Origin of the sequence: Pseudomonas sp. Irchel s3h17 (genome assembly GCF_900187505.1) — a bacterium.
Lineage (GTDB): Bacteria > Pseudomonadota > Gammaproteobacteria > Pseudomonadales > Pseudomonadaceae > Aquipseudomonas.
Genome location: NZ_FYDL01000006.1, coordinates 227,160 through 247,332 on the forward strand (window position 1 = coordinate 227,160; position 20,173 = coordinate 247,332).

Annotated in this window: 14 protein-coding genes and 2 pseudogenes; 11 read left to right on the plus strand and 5 right to left on the minus strand. The window is 61.6% G+C overall.

The window, feature by feature from the left end; genetic code table 11:
* Positions 1 to 85: 85 nt before the first annotated feature.
* The 8 genes and pseudogenes from CKW25_RS27390 to CKW25_RS10705 all read left to right on the plus strand — a co-directional run bounded on the left by CKW25_RS27390 (position 86) and on the right by CKW25_RS10705 (position 10,087).
* Positions 86 to 1,081, plus strand: coding sequence for an RHS repeat-associated core domain-containing protein (locus CKW25_RS27390; protein WP_095079142.1), 996 nt, complete (start codon positions 86 to 88; stop codon positions 1,079 to 1,081).
* A 115-nt stretch (positions 1,082 to 1,196) separates the two neighbouring features.
* Positions 1,197 to 2,279 (plus strand): RHS repeat-associated core domain-containing protein, encoded by a 1,083-nt coding sequence (locus CKW25_RS26810; RefSeq protein ID WP_095079143.1) that lies wholly within the window; start codon positions 1,197 to 1,199, stop codon positions 2,277 to 2,279.
* A gap of 534 nt (positions 2,280 to 2,813) precedes the next feature.
* Complete coding sequence (locus tag CKW25_RS10680) at positions 2,814 to 3,593, plus strand: hypothetical protein (RefSeq protein WP_095079144.1); 780 nt, start codon at positions 2,814 to 2,816, stop codon at positions 3,591 to 3,593.
* A gap of 33 nt (positions 3,594 to 3,626) precedes the next feature.
* Positions 3,627 to 5,030: a DUF1254 domain-containing protein gene (locus tag CKW25_RS10685; RefSeq protein ID WP_095079145.1), complete on the plus strand. Its 1,404-nt coding sequence runs from the start codon at positions 3,627 to 3,629 to the stop codon at positions 5,028 to 5,030.
* A 43-nt stretch (positions 5,031 to 5,073) separates the two neighbouring features.
* Positions 5,074 to 5,979, plus strand: a complete 906-nt coding sequence (locus CKW25_RS10690) for a transporter (protein ID WP_095079146.1) — start codon at positions 5,074 to 5,076, stop codon at positions 5,977 to 5,979.
* A gap of 113 nt (positions 5,980 to 6,092) precedes the next feature.
* Positions 6,093 to 7,073 carry a MoxR family ATPase gene (locus tag CKW25_RS10695; RefSeq protein WP_095079147.1) on the plus strand — a complete coding sequence of 327 codons (981 nt, stop codon included), beginning with the start codon at positions 6,093 to 6,095 and terminating at the stop codon, positions 7,071 to 7,073.
* A gap of 10 nt (positions 7,074 to 7,083) precedes the next feature.
* Positions 7,084 to 7,572: pseudogene (locus CKW25_RS10700) on the plus strand (DUF58 domain-containing protein); the annotation flags it as partial.
* Between the two features lie 31 nt (positions 7,573 to 7,603).
* Positions 7,604 to 10,087 (plus strand): fused MFS/spermidine synthase, encoded by a 2,484-nt coding sequence (locus tag CKW25_RS10705; RefSeq protein ID WP_095079241.1) that lies wholly within the window; start codon positions 7,604 to 7,606, stop codon positions 10,085 to 10,087.
* 334 nt (positions 10,088 to 10,421) lie between these two features.
* Here the strand turns inward: CKW25_RS10705 and CKW25_RS10710 are convergent, their stop codons facing one another.
* Positions 10,422 to 11,093, minus strand: coding sequence for a DUF3313 domain-containing protein (locus CKW25_RS10710; protein WP_095079148.1), 672 nt, complete (start codon positions 11,091 to 11,093; stop codon positions 10,422 to 10,424).
* 219 nt (positions 11,094 to 11,312) lie between these two features.
* Here CKW25_RS10710 and CKW25_RS10715 point away from each other — a divergent pair, with 219 nt between their 5' ends.
* Positions 11,313 to 13,664 carry a tetratricopeptide repeat protein gene (locus CKW25_RS10715; RefSeq protein WP_095079149.1) on the plus strand — a complete coding sequence of 784 codons (2,352 nt, stop codon included), beginning with the start codon at positions 11,313 to 11,315 and terminating at the stop codon, positions 13,662 to 13,664.
* 416 nt (positions 13,665 to 14,080) lie between these two features.
* Here CKW25_RS10715 and CKW25_RS10720 read toward each other — a convergent pair whose 3' ends face one another.
* Together CKW25_RS10720 and CKW25_RS10725 are read right to left on the minus strand one after the other, a co-directional pair.
* Positions 14,081 to 14,563: a DUF934 domain-containing protein gene (locus CKW25_RS10720; RefSeq protein WP_095079150.1), complete on the minus strand. Its 483-nt coding sequence runs from the start codon at positions 14,561 to 14,563 to the stop codon at positions 14,081 to 14,083.
* A pseudogene (locus CKW25_RS10725) lies at positions 14,560 to 16,234 on the minus strand (nitrite/sulfite reductase). Before CKW25_RS10725 ends, CKW25_RS10720 begins: the two are co-directional and overlap by 4 nt.
* A 263-nt stretch (positions 16,235 to 16,497) precedes the next feature.
* Here CKW25_RS10725 and ccoN point away from each other — a divergent pair.
* A complete protein-coding gene (gene ccoN, locus CKW25_RS10735; protein WP_095079151.1) occupies positions 16,498 to 17,934 on the plus strand; it encodes a cytochrome-c oxidase, cbb3-type subunit I in 1,437 nt (478 codons plus the stop codon).
* Positions 17,935 to 17,991: 57 nt separating this feature from the next.
* Entirely contained in the window at positions 17,992 to 18,213 is a 222-nt protein-coding gene (locus CKW25_RS10740) for a CcoQ/FixQ family Cbb3-type cytochrome c oxidase assembly chaperone (protein ID WP_095079152.1), read from the plus strand.
* A gap of 566 nt (positions 18,214 to 18,779) precedes the next feature.
* On the opposite strand, the gene CKW25_RS10745 is transcribed toward CKW25_RS10740, so the two are convergent.
* Positions 18,780 to 19,274 carry a hypothetical protein gene (locus tag CKW25_RS10745; RefSeq protein ID WP_095079153.1) on the minus strand — a complete coding sequence of 165 codons (495 nt, stop codon included), beginning with the start codon at positions 19,272 to 19,274 and terminating at the stop codon, positions 18,780 to 18,782.
* 138 nt (positions 19,275 to 19,412) lie between these two features.
* Complete coding sequence (locus tag CKW25_RS10750) at positions 19,413 to 19,934, minus strand: GNAT family N-acetyltransferase (protein ID WP_095079154.1); 522 nt, start codon at positions 19,932 to 19,934, stop codon at positions 19,413 to 19,415.
* Between the last annotated feature and the right edge of the window lie 239 nt (positions 19,935 to 20,173).

Consider the following 20,173-nt stretch of genomic DNA (forward strand, 5'->3'; position numbering starts at 1 on the left):
ACCCTAGCAGTTCTGCCAGTAGACAACCCTGGCGACGACGCCGAACCTGAAGGCCCGTGATCATGAGCATCGAGGATTTTGCGCCATGCATTCAGACCGTGCCTTCGTACTCTGCCACTACCGTTACGACCCGTTGGACCGGATTGTCGGCACCTCACCGTCCGGGCAGTCACCGTTACAACGTTTTTACTGCAAGGCCCGACTGGCCACGGAAATCCAAGGGCTGCTGCGGCACACGATTGTTCAGCACGACGACCAGTTGCTGGCGCAACAGCAGCGCAACGGGGAGCACGTGGAGGCCACATTACTGGCCACCGATCTGCAACGTTCGGTGCTGCATGCATCCAGCCCCGGTGGACGTCATCCCATCGCTTACTCACCCTATGGTCATCACCCCGCCGACAGCGGATTGCTGAGCGTGCTGGGGTTCCATGGTGAACGGCGGGATCCGGTAACCGGGCACTATGTGCTGGGCAATGGTTATCGGGCGTTTAATCCGGTGTTGATGCGATTTAATAGCCCAGACAGTTGGAGTCCGTTCGGGATGGGTGGGCTGAATGCGTATGCATACTGTATGGGAAACCCTCATAGACAGGATCCAACAGGGCACATGGCACTGCCCTTGCCCTTGTTCATGCGCAGGAACCCATCATCCGCAGCGGTACTACAAGTAGCCGGCGCCAGGAGTTCAGGCTCACTTGCAATTTCAAAAAAAATTATTGTCACAAAAAATATACCCGCCCCCTCCACCGAACCTAGAGCAATGACATCTTCCAACTATCAAACGCCAGTCTCGGGCCCCAATGAGTTTATACCACCGAACAGAATCCAACAGGCAGTAGTAGGCCATAGAGCTACAACCCAACAAGCAGTAGTAGGCTATAGAACTATAGCCCTATCGCCAGTAGTAGGCTATGACTCTATAACCCTATCGCCAGTAGTAAGCTATAGAGCTATAGACCTATCGCCAGTAGGCCATAGAGCTACAATAGTGCCTGCTCTTCAACCCCAATATGCGACGACTGCCTATGCATCTAAGTCTACGCCTACAGCGCTGAATGTCTCCGTACGCCATCAGTAATGGTCAGATCGCCTCTGCCTCCCAGCCCGCGCCCTAGCAGTTCTGCCAGTAGACAACCCTGGCGACGACGCCGAACCTGAAGGCCCGTGATCATGAGCATCGAGGATTTTGCGCCATGCATTCAGACCGTGCCTTCGTACTCTGCCACTACCGTTACGACCCGTTGGACCGGCTCGTCGGCACCTCACCGTCCGGGCAGTCTCCGTTACAACGTTTCTACTGCAAGACCCGACTGGCCACGGAAATCCAAGGGCTGCTGCGGCACACGATTGTTCAGCACGACGACCAGTTGCTGGCGCAACAGCAGCGCAACGGGGAGCACATGGAGGCCACATTACTGGCCACCGATCAGCAACGTTCGGTGCTGCATGCACTCAGTGCCGGTGCACGTCACCCCATCGCTTACTCACCCTATGGTCATCACCCCGCCGACAGCGGATTGCTGAGCGTGCTGGGGTTCCATGGTGAACGGCGGGATCCGGTAACCGGACACTATGTGCTGGGCAATGGTTATCGGGCGTTTAATCCGGTGTTGATGCGGTTTAACTGTCCAGACAGTTGGAGTCCGTTTGGCAAGGGAGGCTTGAACGCTTATGCCTACTGTTTTGCAGACCCCGTCAATCTTGATGATCGAGATGGGCACGGTCCCGGTTTTATTGCCAAATGGCTCGCGAAACTTGGTATTGAGCCAAGAGGCAGCCTGATGGCACGCTCTCAAAGTCAGATGCAGCTGCTTAATCGATCGGAAAGCACGCTATCCAGAACTTCGTCTGTGAGCCGTGATTCTATAGTCTCTATAGCAAAAGAAACTGCCGAAACCCGCCCCTCCACACCACCACCGACTTTACCCCCGAAACCGACGTCAAGCATGGGAAACAGCCAAACGACCCATCGTCACGTGACACTCTCGACATATCAAAAGAGCCTCGAACAAAACAAAGCAGCTTTCACCAGAGAAATGCACTTGAGCAATGGTAGAAAGAGCTATGCCGAGAAGAGCAAAACACTCATTGCGTCAGTTGATCGTGCAAAGGAACTCACCGCACGACCGGCACCGACCGGACAACTCAGCCTCTATTCCGATAAAACCATGCACAGCTTTGAGGAAGTGCTTTCAAACGTCGATGAGTTGACCGACGCGTGGCGCATAACAAATGACCATCAGTATTTACCTAGGAAGTTACGACGTGGGTCGTAATCATTCAGAACCTAGCTGTACGTGGTTGCTTATGTGCCATAACATTCCACGACGCAGGTCGAAGCGGCAGCAACCTAACCGCCTAACCATGTTGCAATACGTGACCTTAAAGATCCTGCGTTTTTCACCATCCACTGCCACCTGAATCGCAGCAACGCAGTCGACCAGACTCAAGCCAAACATCTCGTACCACAATCGAGAGCGGTCCCAGCGGTGTTCTTCAGGCTCTGAGGTCGATATCACCCAAAGGGGTGCTTCTCCCGGGCGCCCAAGTCCCCGCCCCAACCATTAAGACATTACCGCAACTTCAACACCTAACCCAATGATTCAAATAAATTTCGTTGGAAAAATTTAGGTGAACCGGTACACATATTGAAATATTCAATGACGACGAGCGGTCGTTACCGTGTTTAATGCTAACGTAACCCGTTGCGTCCTAAGGCTCTCCAGAATAAGTACTACAAAGCAATCGACCATCAAGCACTGAAGCGATGATCGAGCCACCAGGGATACGAGGGAACGATGTCAAAGGGAATGTCACGCAAGGTCCTGCTGCTGGCCACCACACTGCTGCCTGCCGCTGGCGCGTTGGCGGATAACGCCGAGACCGCGAACAAGAGTAACAACCCGTTGAGCCTGGCCCCCGGCCTCAACCTCCAGGATTACTACACTCCCAGCCTGTACGACACCAACGTCCATACCAATGACGCCTTGTTGCGGGGCGCCCTGCCGATGGCCGCCAACGACGTCATCCCTGTCCCCCAGTTGTTGCGCGTCACCCTGCCGATCAGCACCCGACCCGATCCGCACAACGACTACAGCACGGGCATGGGCGACCTGAACCTGTTCGATATCTTCCTGCTCAAGACCGAAGGCGTACAACTGGGTATCGGCCCGCAACTCACCGCGCCCACCGCGGAACAGGACGAGCTGGGGACCGGCAAATGGCAGGCCGGCCTGGCCGCCGTGGCCATCGACGCCTCGCCACGCGGCCTGCTCGGCGCGCTGGTGCAGTACCAGAGCTCGTTCGCCGGCGATCACGACCGGGAGCACGTTGAAACCGCGACCCTGCAGCCATTCTTCATGCATAACCTGCCCAAGGGCTGGTACTTGCGTTCGACCGGCATCTGGACCTTCGACTTGAAGAACGACACCCATTACATCCCCATCGGTTTCGGTGGGGGCAAGGCGTGGAAGTCCGGCAGCAATATCCTCAATGCCTTCCTCGAACCGCAGTGGACGGTCGCGCGCAAGGGCGACGGCCTGCCGCAGTTCACCCTGTTCGCCGGTATCAACGTCACGTTTGGCAAATAACATCCGCAACGTGCTTAGCCATAGGACTGTGCAATGACGCTTGTAAAACCGACCCGCCTTTTACTCGCGGGCCTGGCCCTGCTACTGAGCCCTGGCGCCTGGGCCGACTTCAGCGCCAGCCCGGAGCAAGCACGGGGCATTGCCAAGGAGGCCTATCTGTATGGCTTCCCGGTGGTGGAGATGTACAAAACGTTATACGCACAGGCCGTGGACAAGGGCGGGCCGAACTTCAAGGCACCGTTCAACCGCATCGGCAATACCGCCCGGGTGTTCACCCCCAAGGACACGGCGATCATCACGCCTAACTCGGATACCCCCTACTCGTTCGTGTGGATGGACCTGCGCGCCGAACCGCTGGTCCTGACCCTGCCAGAGATCGCCGAGGAGCGTTACTACTCGGTCCAGCTGATCGACCTCTACACCCAGAACTTCGCCTACCTGGGCACCCGCAGCACCGGCAACCGTGGCGGTCACTTCATGGTCGTCGGCCCGGACTGGAAAGGTCAGCAGCCAGTCGATATCGACCGCGTGGTACGCAGCGAGAGCAACATCGCCTATGCGCTGTACCGCACACAGCTGTTCGATGAAAAGGACCTGGAAAAGGTCAGGAAAATCCAGGGCAGCTACAAGGTCCAGACCCTGAGCCAGTACCTCAAGCAACCGGCACCGGCCACCCCGGCGAAGATCAGCTGGCCGAAACCGACCGCCAGCATGACCGACAGCCCGGAACTGTTCCGCTACCTGAACTTCATGCTCGCCTTTGCCCCGGCACAGGACTCCGAGAAAGACCTGCTGGCGCGTTTCGCCACCATCGGCATCGTTGCCGGCCAGCCGTTCGACCTCAAGGCCCTCACCGCCGAACAACGCAAGGCGCTGGAAGACGGCATCAGCGATGCCAAGGCCGAGTTCGCCGCCTTCAAGAAAGACCAGGTGGATACCCATCAGGTCACCAGTGGCGATTTTTTCGGCACCCGCGATCACCTGAACAACAACTACCTGTACCGCTACGCTGGCGCCAACATGGGGATCTTTGGCAACTCCGCCGATGAAGCCGCCTACATGGGGTACTTCGTCGATAACGCCGGCAAGCCGGTGAATGGCGCGAAGCACAGCTACACCCTGCATTTTGCCAAGGACCAGCTGCCACCGGCCGACGCCTTCTGGTCACTGACCCTGTACGACGCCAAGACCAAGCTGCTGGTGGCCAACCACTCCAAACGCTACCTGATCAACTCGCGCATGCTGCCCACGCTCAAGCGCGATGCCGATGGCGGCGTGACGCTCTATCTGCAGCATTCCGAGCCGCTCAAGGATCAACGCAGCAACTGGCTGCCGGCGCCCCACGGCCCGTTCTTCGCCATCTTGCGCCTGTACCTGCCCAAGCCTGAAGTCGCCAACGGCCAGTGGAAGCTGCCAGCGCTGACCCCTATCAACTGATCATCGCGGCCCAGCCGAACCATATAATGCAAGGAGCAACACCATGGGTTCATCGACAACACTGGGGCGCGTCGCCGCCGCCACACTGACGCTGACGCCACTGCTCGGTTTCGCCGACAACGCCCGGGACTGGCAGAACCTGCCAACCGACCTGAACATGGTATTTGGCTACTACAACCGGATCGATTCCAACACCCCGATCGACACCGCGCTGCCGATCGACGGCCTGTCGGTCAACGCGGACCTGTACATCGCCCGTTTCGCCCGCTCGTTCTCCGTGGACGGGCGCAACAGCGCGATCCAGATCCTGCAGCCCTACGCGGACATTTCGGCCTCCTTCGACAACGCCGAGTTCTTCAAGGGCACCAAGCACAACGGCGGCATGGCCGATACCCAGTTCGTCCTGGTACACAACCTGTTTGGCGGCCCGGCCCTGACCCAGGAAGAGTTCGCCAACTGGACCCCGGAAACCTTCGTCACCGGCGCCCTGTGGGTCACCGCGCCGACCGGCGACTACGACAAGGACCGGGTCATCAACATCGGTTCCAACCGCTGGGCCTTCAAGCCGGAAATCGCCTTCGGCACTCCCCTTGGCCCGACCTGGCTGGAGATCAACGGTTATGTGTCGATGTTCACTGACAACGACGACTACCAAGGCGACGGCACCCTTGAGCAAAAAGCCTTGTACGCCGTCGAAGGTCACTACAGCTACACCTTCAACCGCGCCCTCTGGGCTTCGCTGGACGCCACTTACAGCCGGGGCGGCGAAACCCGGATCAATGGCGACTGGCAGGACAACAAACAGGAAAACGGCCTGCTGGGCGCCAGCATGGGCTTCATGCTCTCGCCGCAGTTCGGTGGCCTGATCGCCTACACCGACACCGTTGCCGAACGCACCGGCTCGCCCGACGTGAACACCTGGACCCTGCGCTTGCAGTACGCCTGGTAATCCGCACATTCACGCGGATGATCTTGTTAGCAGGCGCCGGGACTTGCGCCTATGGTTGATCCCGGTGAATCCGACGTTCGTGTTTTAACCCGACCACGCAAAGGACCGCTCCAATGACCGCGCTCACTGACATCAACGCCCTGCAAGCCAGTATTGCCGAGGCGGTACTTGGCCAGGACCAGGTCATTCGCCAGATCATGATCGGCCTGCTGGCCAACGGGCACCTGCTGCTCGAAAGCCTGCCGGGTCTGGCCAAGACCCGCACCGTGAAAGCGCTGGCCAAGCACCTGGACGCGAAGATGAGCCGGATCCAGTTCACCCCGGACCTGCTGCCGTCGGACATCACCGGCGCCGAAGTGCTGCATCAGGTCGACGGACAGAATCAGATCCAGTTCCAGCCTGGCCCGTTGTTCGGCAACCTGATCCTCGCCGACGAAATCAACCGCGCCCCGGCCAAGGTCCAGGCCGCTTTGCTGGAAGCCATGGAAGAGCGGCAGATCACCGTCGCCGGCAACAGCCATGGGTTGCCGGAGCTGTTCATCGTGGTCGCGACCCAGAACCCCATCGAGCAGGAAGGCACCTACCCGTTGCCGGAAGCCCAGATGGACCGCTTCCTGATGAAGGTACTGCTCGATTACCCGAGCACAGACAACGAAAGCCAGGTGCTGCGCCTGTTGCGCGAAGAAGAACAGGCCCTGGGCGCCAGGACCGCTGCGGTGCAAGGCTTTGCCCTGAGCCAGGAGGTGATCTTTGCCGCACGCCGCGAAGTCAGCGCCGTCAGTGTGTCACCGGCCATCGACCGCTACCTGATCGACCTGATCAACGCCACCCGCCATCCCGCCGACTACGATGCCGACCTCGGCCGCTGGATTGCCATCGGCGCCAGCCCCCGGGGCGGAATCGGCCTGGACCGCTGTGCCCGGGCCGACGCCTGGCTGCAAGGGCAAGACTTCGTCACGCCGGACAACGTCCGGGCCGTGGTGCATCCGGTGTTGCGCCATCGCCTGCAATTGAGCTACGACGCGGTGGCCGACGGCGTCACCGCCGACCAGGTACTCGACCGCCTGCTCGACAACGTCGCAATCCCGGCCTGAGGGTTGAGCGATGGATACTCAGGAAATGGACGGCCTGGTGTATGTGTCGCTGGCGCAATTGATGGCGCTGGCGTTCAAGGCCCATGACCTGAGTTTTCTCGCCCGCCACCCACGGGGCAGCATCCTGGCCGGCAATCACGCTTCGCGGTTGCGCGGGCGCGGCTTGAATTTCGATGAGCTGCGCCGCTACCAGCCGGGCGATGATTTGCGTCACCTGGACTGGCGTGCGTCCCTGCGCACCGGCAAACCGGTGGTCCGCACCTATACCGAGGAACGGGACCGCCCGGCGTTGATTCTGGTGGACCAGCGCATGTCGATGTTCTTTGGCTCCCAGCGCAGCTTCAAGTCAGCACTTGCCGCCGAACTTGGCGCCCTGGCCGCCTGGATGGTGTTCAATGCCGGCGACCGGGTCAGTGGCCTGGTGTTCAACGACCAGCGTATCGACAGCGTCGCCCCGCTGCGCAGCCGCAAGCGCGTCGAGGCGCTGTGCAGCCGCATCGTCCTCACGTGTCGCCAGCAAGTCGTCGGCCATACCCGCCCCTCACGCCAGCGCCCCGGCGCTGCTGATCCCCGCCCTGCTGCTGTGTGTCTCCGGGGCCGCGGCGCTGGTGTATCAAGTGCTGTGGATCAAGCAGCTGTCGTTGGTGGTTGGCGTCGAGGTGTATGCCATCACCACTGGCATCAGCGCGTTTTTCGCCGGGTTGGCCCTGGGGGGCTGGCTGTTCGGGCGCCTGGCCGACCGCGTGCAGCGCCCGGTCCTGCTCTACGCCGGGCTGGAAGTGCTGGTGGCGCTGCTGGGTGTCGGGGCCACGCTGGGCATGAGCCTGGCGGCCAGCCCGTTTGCCTGGCTGGAGCAGCATATCGGTGTGGTGGCCTGGGTGTTGCCGTTTGCCCTGGTCGGCATTCCGGCGGTGTTGATGGGCGGGACCTTGCCGGTGCTGGTGCGCGCCCTGGCGGCCGATCCCCGGCACCTGGGCCAGGCTGGCGGCCATCTGTACGCGGCGAACACCGCAGGCGCCATCGCCGGGACCTTGCTCACCGGCTTCGTACTGATTGCCACCCTTGGCGTGCGTGGCAGTGCCATCGCCGCCGCCATGCTCAACCTGCTGGCCGCCGCCGGGGCCCTGTTGTGGTTCCAGCGCCAGCCACTGACGCCCGTCGAGACACCCGTTGACGTCACGCAACACGCCGCCCCCGCACGCCTGGCCTTGTGGCTGTACGCGATCGCCGGCGGTGTCGCGCTGGGCTATGAGGTGGTCTGGTCGCAATCGATCGTGCAGTTCATGAGTACGCGCACCTACGCGTTCACCGTTGTGCTGGCGACCTACTTGTGTGGCCTGTTTCTGGGCAGCGTATGGATGGCCCGGCGCGTTGACCGGGTCCGCGATCCATGGGGGCTGTTCGGCGGGTTGATTGCCGGTGCCGGCCTGCTGGCCTTTCTCGAAGTGGCGCTGCTCGGTCGCTGGTTGATCTACCTGCAAACCCAGGGTGAAGCCGCCGCGCTGGCCCTCGGCGCCAGTGAACTGGGCGCCATGAGCGTACGCTTTGCCGTCGCGGCCCTGAGCATTGTGTTTGTTCCAACCTTGCTGCTGGGGGCCGCCTTCCCCTTGGCATTGCGCCTGAGCGTGGGCCGTGATCGTGTCGGCCAGGACGTCGGTGCCGTCGTGGCCTTCAACACCCTGGGCGGCATTATCGGTGTGATGCTCTGCGGTTTCCTGTTGATTCCCTTGCTCGGCCTGGTACGCACCCTGGGGCTGTTGGCAATCGTCGCCGCCGCCGTCGGTTACGTCGCCGTCAGCCGGGGCCACGCCGTGAAGAAAGGCACGCGCCAGGGCGTGATCGCCCTGGGCCTGTTGTCCTTGGCCGTAGCGTGGCTGACCCCGGTCGACAAGCTCGCCAGCCTGCTGCCCGGCGCGCGCAATGGCGAGCTGGCGTTTTATCAAGAAGGTCGCGGCGGCACAGTGGCGGTGGTCACCCAGGGACAGCGTGAGCGCACATTCCAGCGCTTGTACATTCAGGGCGTGTCGAACACTGGCGATGCCATGCCCTCGCTGCGTTATATGCGTATCCAGGCCCTGCTGCCGCTGCTGATCCACAACGGCGAACCGCGTTCGGCCCTGGTGATTGGCTTCGGCACCGGCATCACCGCCGGCGCGCTGCTGCGTTATCCGGGGCTGGAGCATCGCGTGGTCGCCGAACTGCTGCCCTCGGTGATCCAGGCCGCGCCCTTGTTCAAAGGCAACTTCAATGCCGCCACCGACCCTGCACTGGAGGTACGCCTGCGCGATGGTCGCCAGGCATTGCTGCGCAGCGAACAACGATACGACCTGATCACCCTTGAACCACCGCCACCCTCGGCCGCTGGCGTGGTCAACCTGTATTCGCGCGACTTCTACGAACTGGCTGCCAGGCGCCTGGAAAAAAACGGCCTGGTCGCCCAATGGCTACCGCTGCCCACCCAGAATATCGACGACTCACGCGCGCTGGTGCGTAGCTTCCTCGACGTGTTTCCCCATGCCAACGTGTGGACCAGCGAGTTCCACGAAATGCTGCTGGTGGGTTCTCTGGAACCGATCGAACTGGACGCCGCGCGCATCAGTGAGCGTTTTGCCCAAGAGAGCGTGCGCAGCACTTTGCAGGATGTCGGCGTGAGTTCGGCGCCAGCGTTGTTGGCCACCTGGGTCACCGACCGTGAGGGCTTGGCGCAGTTTGCCGGCCAGGCCCTGCCTGTCACCGACGACCAGCCGCGTATCGAATACGCCCCGTGGGTCCGCGCCAGGGAAATCACCCGCGTGTTGCCGGCCCTGCTGGCGCTGCATCAGCCGCCGCCGCTGCTTCATGCCGATGCCGCGTTTACCGAGCGAATGAATACCCATCAACAACGCCTGATGCAGTTCTATCGCGCCAGCCTGCACGCCTACGACGGCGACCGCGAGGCCTGGGCCAGGGATATTCGTGAGGTGATGCGAGGGGATGGTGCCAACCCGTACTACCGGTGGTTTGTCGGGGAGTGAAGGGATGCCGGACACCTGCTCCGTGGCGAGCGAGCTTGCTCGCGCTGGGCTGTGCAGCAGCCCAAAAACCGGTCACCAAGGTCTTTCTGACAGACCGCAATCGCCTTCTCAGGGCCGCTGCGCAGCCCAGCGGGAGCAAGCTCCCTCGCCACAGAGGCCGCGTTCACGCTGAAGTGGAATGCGTACTGCGAAGCGAGGATGTCGACGGTCATCGCAAAACCCGGGATACCGGACCCGTGGCAAGCTCGCTCGCCACGAGGGCAGTATTCACCCTTGAATGAGCGGCTTTACTGCAGACGTGGACAATGTGGGAGCGGGCTTGCCCGCGAAGCGTTTACTGGACCTTGAGCTTCACGTAAGACTGGTTCAGGTCATGGGCCCAACCGTCCATGACGTTTTTCACATCGTTGGCCGTCATGACTTGCGAATCATTTTCCAGGGACTTGCCGGTGCCCTTGCGCACGACTTCGGCGATGACCTTGTTGCTGCCGCCATCGAGGAACACGGCTTCGGTGGCCAGGTCGGTTTCCTGATCGCGGATACCGGTCGCGGTGCTGACGGCGGCCGCCACCAGGGCAATCGGAATGATTTCGTAGGGCTTCAGGCCTTCGGTGCTGCTACTGACGCCGGTAATGGCCGCACGCACCACGACCACGCCCGGACCTGGCGCGTCGGCCAACGGCAGGGACTTGGCCAGTTCGCGCTTCAGCGCCTGGTCGTAGTAACCGGTGATACCCGACAGCGTGCTCTGCGGGATTTTTTCCGTCGGCTTCGGCTGCGGGTAGAACTGGGTGGGTTCAATGTAAATGCTGGAGTATTTAGTGATGTCGAGCTTAGGGTCGACCCAGCGCATCACGTCCACACCCGAAGGCGACTTGGCCTCCTTGAGCTGACTGTAGTCCTTGAGAAAGCCGGAATAATCCTCGGGCTTGGTAATGGTGCTCGAACACCCCACCATTCCCAGGGAGGCGATGCACAGTGTGCTCATCATGAGGGCAAGCTTCATACTGTAACTCCTGTTATAGGGACGACAACGGTAAAGCGAAATGGACTAACAGGTACAGGCAAAAGTTAAATCATTTGCAGAACCGGACTCAGAAAATTCACCCAAGGCTGCAAGCGCCATCACAACCGTCATTTGACAGACGAGCGCCGTGGGGCAAAGCTGCACCCAGCTAAAAAAGCGCGCCGGTATGGCCAACGCATCTGGACCACGGAAGTCGTAATGCCCACCCATAAAAATAAAGCGCTAAACCCAGCCCCTGATTCGCCCCCGACCCTGACTTCCCGTTACCTGTTCCCGGTGACCGCCGCCGCGCTGTTGCTGGTCATGGCCGGGCTCGGCTGGTTTCTGCTGGCCGGCCAGTCGACACCGACGCCCTATGTGGCGCCCAGCGTCGCCAGTGCCCCTGCAGTGAAGACGCCTCCCGCCCCTGCTCCGCCGGCCACCCTGGTCGACGAACAGCAATGCCAGGGTTGCCACAGTGAACAGGTCAAGGACTGGCAAGGCTCCCACCACCAACTGGCGATGCAGGTGGCCGATGCCGGGACCGTTCTGGCCAACTTCGACAACAGCACGTTCAAGGGTGAAAAAGAGACCACGCGGTTCTTTCGCAAGGACGACGGTTTCTGGGTCAACACCCCCGGGGCCGACGGCCGCAACGCCGACTTCAAGGTGGCCTACACCTTCGGCGTCGCGCCGCTGCAGCAGTACCTGATCGAGGTCGGCGAAGGTCGCCTGCAAGCCTTGGGCGTGGCCTGGGATACCGAGAAAAACCGCTGGTTTCACCTCTACCCGGGCCAGGGTGTGAACTTCAAGAACCCGCTGCACTGGAGCAAGCCGAACCAGAACGCCAACTTCATGTGCGTGGAATGCCACACCACCGGCTACAAGCGTAACTTCAATGCGGCCAGTAACACCTTCGCCAGCCAGTGGAACAGCCTGGGGGTGGGTTGCCAGGCGTGCCACGGCCCGGCGTCGAATCACCTTGAATGGGCCGGCAAGAAAGGTGACCTGATCCATGCAGGCTTTGCCGTGGACCTCAAGGACAAGAACGCCACCACCGAGATCGAAACCTGCGCCCGTTGCCATGCCCGTCGCGCCCCCTTGGGCGACGGCTACACCGTCGGCAAGCGCTTGATGGATGACTACCTGCCCAGCGTACTGACCCGCGAGCTGTACGCGCTGGACGGCAAGATCAAGGATGAAGTGTTCGAGCACGGCTCATTCCTGCAAAGCAAGATGGCCGACAAGGGCGTGCGTTGCAGCAATTGCCACAACCCCCATAGCACCGAACTCAAGGCCCAGGGCAACGGCGTCTGCCTGCAGTGCCACAACACCGCGGGCAAGACCACGGTCGCCGGGGTCGACGGCAAAGGCCTGCAAGCCAAAAACTACGACTCGCCTGAGCACCATCGGCATGTCGCCGGCCAACCGGGATCCCAGTGCGTGGATTGCCACATGCCTGGCAAGTTCTATATGGGCAATGACTTTCGGCATGACCACAGCTTCAGCCTGCCCAACCCTGTACGCGCCAAGCAGTTGGGCACGCCCGACGCCTGCCTGACGTGCCACCAGGGCAAGGCCGGCGACAAGGTTACCGAGCAGTTCAAGCTATGGAATGCCAACCCCGTGGCCCAGGCCCCACGCTATGACGAAAGCCTGTGGCAGGTGCGTACCGGCCAGCCCGGTGCCGCGCAAGCACTGTACGAGCAGTTGCAGCGCAGTAACCTGCCCGCCATTCAACGGGCAACCTTGCTGGCGGAACTGGCGCTGTATCCGAGCGAGCAGGCGTTGAAGCTGGCAAGCAAGGACCTGGGCAACCACGATCCGCAGGTTCGCGAGAGCGCCATTCACGCGGTCAGCGCCTTCCTTCCCCCCGCCGAACGCGTGACGTTGTTCACGCCGTTGCTGGGCGATCCGGTCAAGGCCATCCGCATTGCCGCCGCCCGGGATTTGCTGAGCGTGGCCAACACACTGGGTGTCGCTCAGGCGCAATGGAAGGCCGCCATCGATGAGTACGAGCAGGTGCAATCGAGCCTGGCCGAACGCGCCGAAGCCAACCTCAACCTGGCGATGCTCTACCAGGCCAGCGGACGCAGTGCCGAGGTCGAACCGCAGCTGCGGGCGGCCCTGCAGCGCGATCCGGACTTTTTCCCGGCCCTGGTGACACTGGTGCAATGGCTGGAATCACGCGGGCGCAAGGAGGAGGCGCAGACGTTGCTGGCCGCGAGCCTGAAGGAGCACCCGGATGCCGCACTGCTCCAGCACACGCAAGGCCTGGCACTGATTCGTGCGGGCAAGACTGCCCAGGCCATGCCGGCCCTGCGCAATGCCGCGCGCCTGGAGCCGCTGAATGCACAGTACGGCTATGTGCTGGCCGTGGCCCTGTACGAGGGTGGCAAGATCGATGAGGCGTGCGCCCTGCTGGAAAAGCTGGTCAAACAGCAACCGGCCAACCGCAATGCACGGTTGTCGCTGATCCAGTACTACCTGGACAACGGCCAGGAACCCAAGGCCCAGGTCTTGCTGCAAGGCTGGAAGCAGTTGAATCCGCAGGATCCGGCGCTCAAGTGAGCGCCAAACCCTGTCCCCGTGGCGAGCGAGCTTGCTCGCGCAGGGCTGTGCAACAGCCCCAAAATCGGCCACCGGGTTTTGTCTGAAAGCCTGCAGTCGTCTGGTTGGGGGCGCTTCGCACCCCAGCGGGAGCAAGCTCCCTCGCCACAGAGGCCGCATTTAATCAAGGACAGTCGCGTCGTACGCAGGCCCCGTGGCGAGCGAGCTTGCTCGCGCTGGGCTGTGCAACAGCCCCAAAATCGCTCACCGCGTTTTACCTGAAAGCCCGCAATCGTCTTGTTGGGGGCGCTTCGCGCACCAGCGGGAGCAAGCTCCCTCGCCACAGAAGCAGTGTTCAGTCAAGGAAAGTCGCGTCGTACGCAGGCCCCGTGGCGAGCACAAGCCATGTGATCAAGATGCTACCTCCCACAGGTGCTTCAGCGTCGGCGAAACAACGGCCGTGGCTCGATCACCGAGCGCCCGTACTGCACGCTCATGCCCGCCAGGCCTTTGAGTGCATCGTCGACACACTTGTCTTCGCGTATGGCGAACGCATCAAACCCGCATTGACGCATATGGCTGAGCTGGTCACGCAGCACATCGCCAACCGCCCGCAACTCCCCCGTCCAGCCCAGACGCGTGCGTAACAGGTACGCCTGGCTGTAGGCCCGGCCATCGCGAAAGCTGGGAAACTCCAGCGCGATCATGGGCAACCGGGTCAACCAGGGCTCGAGGCTTTCCACTTCGTCGTCCGGCCCCAACCACACCGCATCCGAGGCGCGACGGTGTTCATGCCATAGCGCCAGGGGCAGGATCAACGGCCCGACTGGCCGTTGCGCATCAATGTCCTTGATCAGGGTCCAGGGATCATCGTCGACCTTGCGGGCAACGCCATCCAACAAGTGCAGCAAGTTGTTCATGCCGCACCCTCCAGAGTCTTGGGGTAGATACGCTCCTTGAATGGCTCCAGCCCGATACGCTGCACAGTGTCGACAAACCGTTCCTCACTTTCCCGATAGCGAACAAAGGTCGCGATGATCTGCTCGATCACCCCGGGCACTTCAGCCGCGCTGAACGACGGGCCGATCACTTTGCCCAGCGCACTGTTTTTGCCCTGGGCGCCCCCCCAGGGTGATCTGGTACCACTCGCTGCCGTTCTTATCGACCCCGAGAATCCCGATGTTGCCGATGTGGTGGTGACCGCAGGCGTTCATGCAGCCGGAGATATTGAGGCTGATATCCCCCAGGTCATGCAGGTAGTCCAGGTCGTCGAAACGGGCCTGGATGCCTTGGGCGATCGGGATCGACTTGGCGTTGGCCAACGCACAGAAATCACCGCCGGGGCAGGCAATGATGTCGGTCAGCAAACCGATGTTCGCGCACCCCAGCCCGGCCTCGCAGGCCAGGCACCACAAGGCGTACAAGTGTGCCTTGGGCACGTCCGGCAGCACGATGTTCTGCTCGTGGGCAATGCGGATTTCACCGAAGCCGAACTGCTCGGACCAGTCGGCCACCGCGTCCATCTGCCGGTCAGTGACGTCACCCGGAGGCGCAGACACGCCGGGCTTGGTCGACAGCACCACACTGGCGTAACCCGGCACTTTATGTGGCTGCACGTTGCGCGCCACCCAACGCGCGAACGCGGGGTTTTCGGCCAGCCGTGTACCGAAATCCAGGTCGGTGTCCGCCAATCGCTCGTAGCTCGGCGGCACGAAGGCGCTCGCGACCCGCTGGTATTCGAGCTCGGTCAACTGCGCCGGACCGTCCTTGAGGTGTTGCCACTCCTGCTCCACTTCCCTGGCGAAGGCGTCGATCCCCAGGGCCTTCACCAGGATCTTGATCCGTGCCTTGTACTTGTTGTCGCGCCGGCCATGACGGTTGTACACCCGCAACACCGCCTCGACGTAGGACAGCAGGTGCTGCCAGGGCAGGCCTTCACGGATCTGCAGGCCGAGGATCGGCGTGCGCCCCAGGCCACCGCCGACGATGACCCGCAGCAGCATCTGCCCGGCGGCATCCGGGTAAAGGTACAGGCCGATGTCATGCATCATGATCGCCGCACGGTCCTGCTCGGCCGAGCAGATGGCAATCTTGAACTTGCGCGGCAGGTACAGGAACTCGGGGTTGATGGTCGACCACTGCCGCAGGATTTCCGCCAGGGGACGCGGGTCGATCAACTCATCCGCCGCCACCCCGGCAAATGCCTCGGTGGTGATGTTACGCACGCAATTGCCAGAGGTCTGGATCGCATGCATTTCGACTTCGGCCAGGCGCTGGAGAATGTCCGGCACCTGCGCCAGTTCGATCCAGTTGAACTGCAGGTTCTGTCGGGTGGTGAAGTGGCCATAGCCGCGATCGTAATCCCGGGCGATGCTGGCCAGCGTGCGCATCTGCCAGGCATTCAGGGTGCCATAGGGAATGGCCACCCGCAGCATGTACGCGTGCTTTTGCAGGTACAGGCCGTTCTGCAGGCGCAAGGGCAAAAACTCTTCCTCACTCAAGGCGCCGGCCATGAACCGTTCGACCTGATCGCGAAACTGCGCAACCCGCTCAAAGACCAGGGCCCGGTCGTAGTCATCGTACTGATACATGTCGCTACCTCATCAGGGTGGTCGGGCTCTACGGCTCGTTTCAGGGTGCATGACTATGGATCAGCAGTTCAGGACGTTACAGATTCAGCTAACCACTAAAAAACCAGATCAGCCCCCAGCCCATTGCCGTAGACAGGGGTAATTTCTGATCCGTATTAATGTGCTTTTTCTGAGCCTGTTTTGTTTCCCCGGGTGTTTCTACAGTTCACACCCTGCCAGACCGGGTGGCCTGGCATGACTTTGCAACCGTGGAAGCAATGACCATGAGTACAGCAACAATCGGACAGGCCTATAACTACAAGGTCGTCCGCCAATTCGTCGTGGCAACAGTGGTATGGGGTGTTATCGGGATGGCGATGGGCGTGTGGATCGCCTCGCAACTGGTGTGGCCGGAGGCGAACCTCGACCTGCCCTGGACCACCTTCGGCCGCTTGCGGCCGCTACACACCAGCCTGGTGATTTTCGGCTTTGCCGGCAGCGCACAGTTTGCCGCCAGCTACTACGCGGTACAACGGACCTGCCAGGTACGGCTGTATTCGGACAAACTGGCGGCGTTCACCTTCTGGGGCTGGCAATCGGTAATCGTCAGCATGTTGATCACCCTGCCGCTGGGCTACACCACCACCAAGGAATACGCCGAGATCGAGTTCACCGGCGCGGTGTGGATGACCGTGGTCTGGGTGGCCTATGCCATCGTGTTCTTCACCACTGTGGTGCAGCGCAAGACCAAACACATCTATGTCGGCAACTGGTTCTTTGGCGCGTTCATCGTGGTCATCGCCATGCTGCACGTGATCAACCACCTGTCGATCCCGGTGGACTGGTTCAAGTCCTACCCGGTGTATTCCGGGGCCACCGACGCCATGGTCCAGTGGTGGTACGGCCACAACGCGGTGGGCTTCTTCCTGACCACCGGCTTCCTGGGGATGATGTACTACTTCGTGCCGAAGCAAGTCGGCCGCCCGGTGTACTCGTATCGCCTGTCGATCGTGCACTTCTGGGCGCTGATCACCCTGTATATCTGGGCCGGCCCCCACCACCTGCACTACACCGCACTGCCGGACTGGGCCCAGTCGCTGGGCATGGCCATGTCGCTGATCCTGCTGGCGCCGAGTTGGGGCGGGATGATCAACGGCATGATGACCCTCTCGGGGGCCTGGCATAAGTTGCGCACCGATCCGATCCTGCGTTTCCTGGTGCTGTCCCTGGCGTTCTACGGCATGTCGACCTTCGAAGGCCCGATGATGGCGATCAAGACCGTCAACGCGTTGTCCCACTACACCGACTGGACCATCGGCCACGTCCATGCCGGCGCCCTGGGTTGGGTGGCGATGATCACGTTCGGCGCGACCTACCACATGATCCCGAAGATCTTCGGCCGCGAACAGATGCACAGCGTGCCACTGATCAACCTGCACTTCTGGCTGGCGACCATCGGCACCGTGCTCTACATCGCCTCGATGTGGGTCAACGGCATCACCCAGGGCCTGATGTGGCGCGCCATCAACGACGACGGCACCCTCACCTACTCCTTCGTCGAAGCGCTGCAGGCCAGCCACCCGGGCTTCATCGTACGGTTTGCCGGTGGTGTGTTCTTCCTCGGCGGCATGCTGCTGATGGCCTACAACACCTGGCGCACCGTGCGGGTTGCCGACGCCACGATGGCCGAGCGCGAAGCGCAGTTTCGCCTGATTGCCTGATTGCCCCACGACGCAAGCCGCACCGGCTTGCGTCACTCACCCAAGGGAACGTTGATCATGATGGAAGTGATGCTGAATCTGGCGGCGGTGGCGTGCCTGTATCTGTCGGTGGAGTACTGCTTGCGGCATCAATCGCCCGAGAGCCTGGACGATGCCAGCCTGATCCCCTTTGCCGACGACCCCGACGTAGCGCGGCGGGTGGAGCAGGCCACTGGCAAGACCATCACCGCGGTCGCGCCCGAGGTGGCGAAACCGGGTTGGGGCAATGTGCAGGTTTGATCCTGTCTAATGTGGGAAATACCGTCCTGATCACAGGGCAGCCCTCGTCAGGCGCGGGATGCTGAACACAGGCCCCGTGGCTTGCTCGCGCTGGGCTGTGCAACAGCCGCAAAATCGCTCACCGCGTTTTACCTGAAAGCCCGCAATCGTCTGGTTGGGGCGCTTCGCACCCAGCGGGAGCAAGCTCCCTCGCCACAGAGGCAGCGTTCAGCCTAGGAAAGTGGTGTCGTACGCAGGTCCCGTGGCGAGCGAGCTTGCTCGCGCTGGGCTGTGCAGCAGCCCCAAAATCGCTCACCGGGTTTTATCTGAAAGCCTGCAGTCGTCTGGTTGGGGGCGCTTCGCACCCAGCGGGAGCAAGCTCCCTCGCCACAGAGGCCGCGTTCAGTCAAGGACAGTGGCGTCGTACGCAGGTCCCGTGGCGAGCGAGCTTGCTCGCGCTGGGCTGTGCAACAGCCCAAAAATCGGTCACCGCGTTTTACCTGAAAGCCCGCAATCGTCTTTCGCAAGCAGGCTCGCTCCCACAGGGTCATGCGCTCATTACAAAGACAGGCCCGGCATCAACCCCCTCAACCCCGTTCACGCGGAATCAGGCTCTGCAACTGCTGGGCCAGGAAATTGGCATCAAAGGCAAAGGTGTCCGGGTCTTTCAAACCGTTGGTCTTGCGCCACTGCCACTCGGTCGATGGCGGCAGGCACACCAGTGACACACTGCCATAACGCGCGGCGGTCAGGCCCACCACCGCCAGTGTGATCAACCCGCCGGCACCCATCACCTCGGGCACGAACTCCACCGGTTTGCCGGCGATCAGAATGCTCAGTTTCTCGGACTTGAAGGCCGAGGTTTCCACCGGCACACTGGCCCCGAACGCGACATAGACCTCCCGGCTCACCTCAAGCAAATTCGGCGTCCTGACCGGTGCCAGCCATTGTTCGATCTGGTCGAACAATTCGCCGATCCGCATGGCCCACACCGCCGACTGGCTTTCAAACACCTGTTTCTTGTGCGCTTCGCTTTCTGCGTAGTGGCGAAGCATTTCACCCAGTTGCTGTACATCGTCCATTGCGCTGTTCCTCGGACAAAACCGTGTTACGAACACTGAGCATGACAGATGCTCGCGGGCGATGTACGACTAATACCTGCTCGACACTACCGAACTGCACGCCCATGCCCGCCGTGGCCTTTGCCTTGGACGACTGAGTCAGGATGCCTTGGGCGAAGGGCGCAAACGTGCCATGCCCAGGGCGTCTACCAGCTGACCGTCACGCACCGCATACTGGCGGAACAGGCCCTCGGTCTCGAAGCCGAACTTGCGATACAGGCCGATCGCCGCATCGTTGTCCGCATACACCGACAACTCCACCCGTTGCACGTTCATCCAGTTGTCCGCGAGGTCCAGCACCGTGGCCAACAACCGAGTACCCAAGCCTTTGCCCTGCCACGCCACCGCGACTCCCATGCCGATGTTGGCGCAATGACTGCGCCGAATGCGCGAGAACTGCTCCAGGCCGATGTTGCCGATCACCTGCCCCTGATGCAGCGCCACCAGTTGCACCACCCGCTCGTTCCTGGACGCCAGGCGTTCGCGCCAGACCTCGGTGGATTGGTAAGGCGTTTGCAACACCTGGCGAGCAACCGCGGGGTCGTTGTACAGCGCAGTAATGCCTTCGATGTGGGCTTCGCTGAAACGCTCGAGGGTAATGACGGGATCGCAGGTCGACATAGCGGGTTCTTCCTTGAAAGAGGTGCTGCGCGGTATCCGTTGCCCGCTGTGATCCAGTGGTCACATGCAGCCTGACCTTCGAGAGTAATCGCAAAATGCCTGCCCTGGCGAGCGTGGCCTGCTCCCGGGTATTGCGCTACCGGTCCTGGCACGTGGACGTTGATCAGGTGCAGCCCCCCGCCTCTGCGAGTAACCTGTCGTCAGCCGCCTCACCCTCACCACCGCAGGAGCCTCGCGGG

Coding starts and splice junctions, on each gene's coding strand:
- CKW25_RS10715 (WP_095079149.1), top strand. CDS start 11,313: ATGCCCACCCATAAAAATAAAGCGCTAAACCCAGCCCCTGATTCGCCC.
- CKW25_RS10740 (WP_095079152.1), top strand. CDS start 17,992: ATGATGGAAGTGATGCTGAATCTGGCGGCGGTGGCGTGCCTGTATCTG.
- CKW25_RS10680 (WP_095079144.1), top strand. CDS start 2,814: ATGTCACGCAAGGTCCTGCTGCTGGCCACCACACTGCTGCCTGCCGCT.
- CKW25_RS10710 (WP_095079148.1), bottom strand. CDS start 11,093: ATGAAGCTTGCCCTCATGATGAGCACACTGTGCATCGCCTCCCTGGGA.
- CKW25_RS10750 (WP_095079154.1), bottom strand. CDS start 19,934: ATGTCGACCTGCGATCCCGTCATTACCCTCGAGCGTTTCAGCGAAGCC.
- CKW25_RS10690 (WP_095079146.1), top strand. CDS start 5,074: ATGGGTTCATCGACAACACTGGGGCGCGTCGCCGCCGCCACACTGACG.
- CKW25_RS10720 (WP_095079150.1), bottom strand. CDS start 14,563: ATGAACAACTTGCTGCACTTGTTGGATGGCGTTGCCCGCAAGGTCGAC.
- CKW25_RS10745 (WP_095079153.1), bottom strand. CDS start 19,274: ATGGACGATGTACAGCAACTGGGTGAAATGCTTCGCCACTACGCAGAA.
- CKW25_RS10685 (WP_095079145.1), top strand. CDS start 3,627: ATGACGCTTGTAAAACCGACCCGCCTTTTACTCGCGGGCCTGGCCCTG.
- CKW25_RS10695 (WP_095079147.1), top strand. CDS start 6,093: ATGACCGCGCTCACTGACATCAACGCCCTGCAAGCCAGTATTGCCGAG.
- CKW25_RS27390 (WP_095079142.1), top strand. CDS start 86: ATGCATTCAGACCGTGCCTTCGTACTCTGCCACTACCGTTACGACCCG.
- CKW25_RS26810 (WP_095079143.1), top strand. CDS start 1,197: ATGCATTCAGACCGTGCCTTCGTACTCTGCCACTACCGTTACGACCCG.
- ccoN (WP_095079151.1), top strand. CDS start 16,498: ATGAGTACAGCAACAATCGGACAGGCCTATAACTACAAGGTCGTCCGC.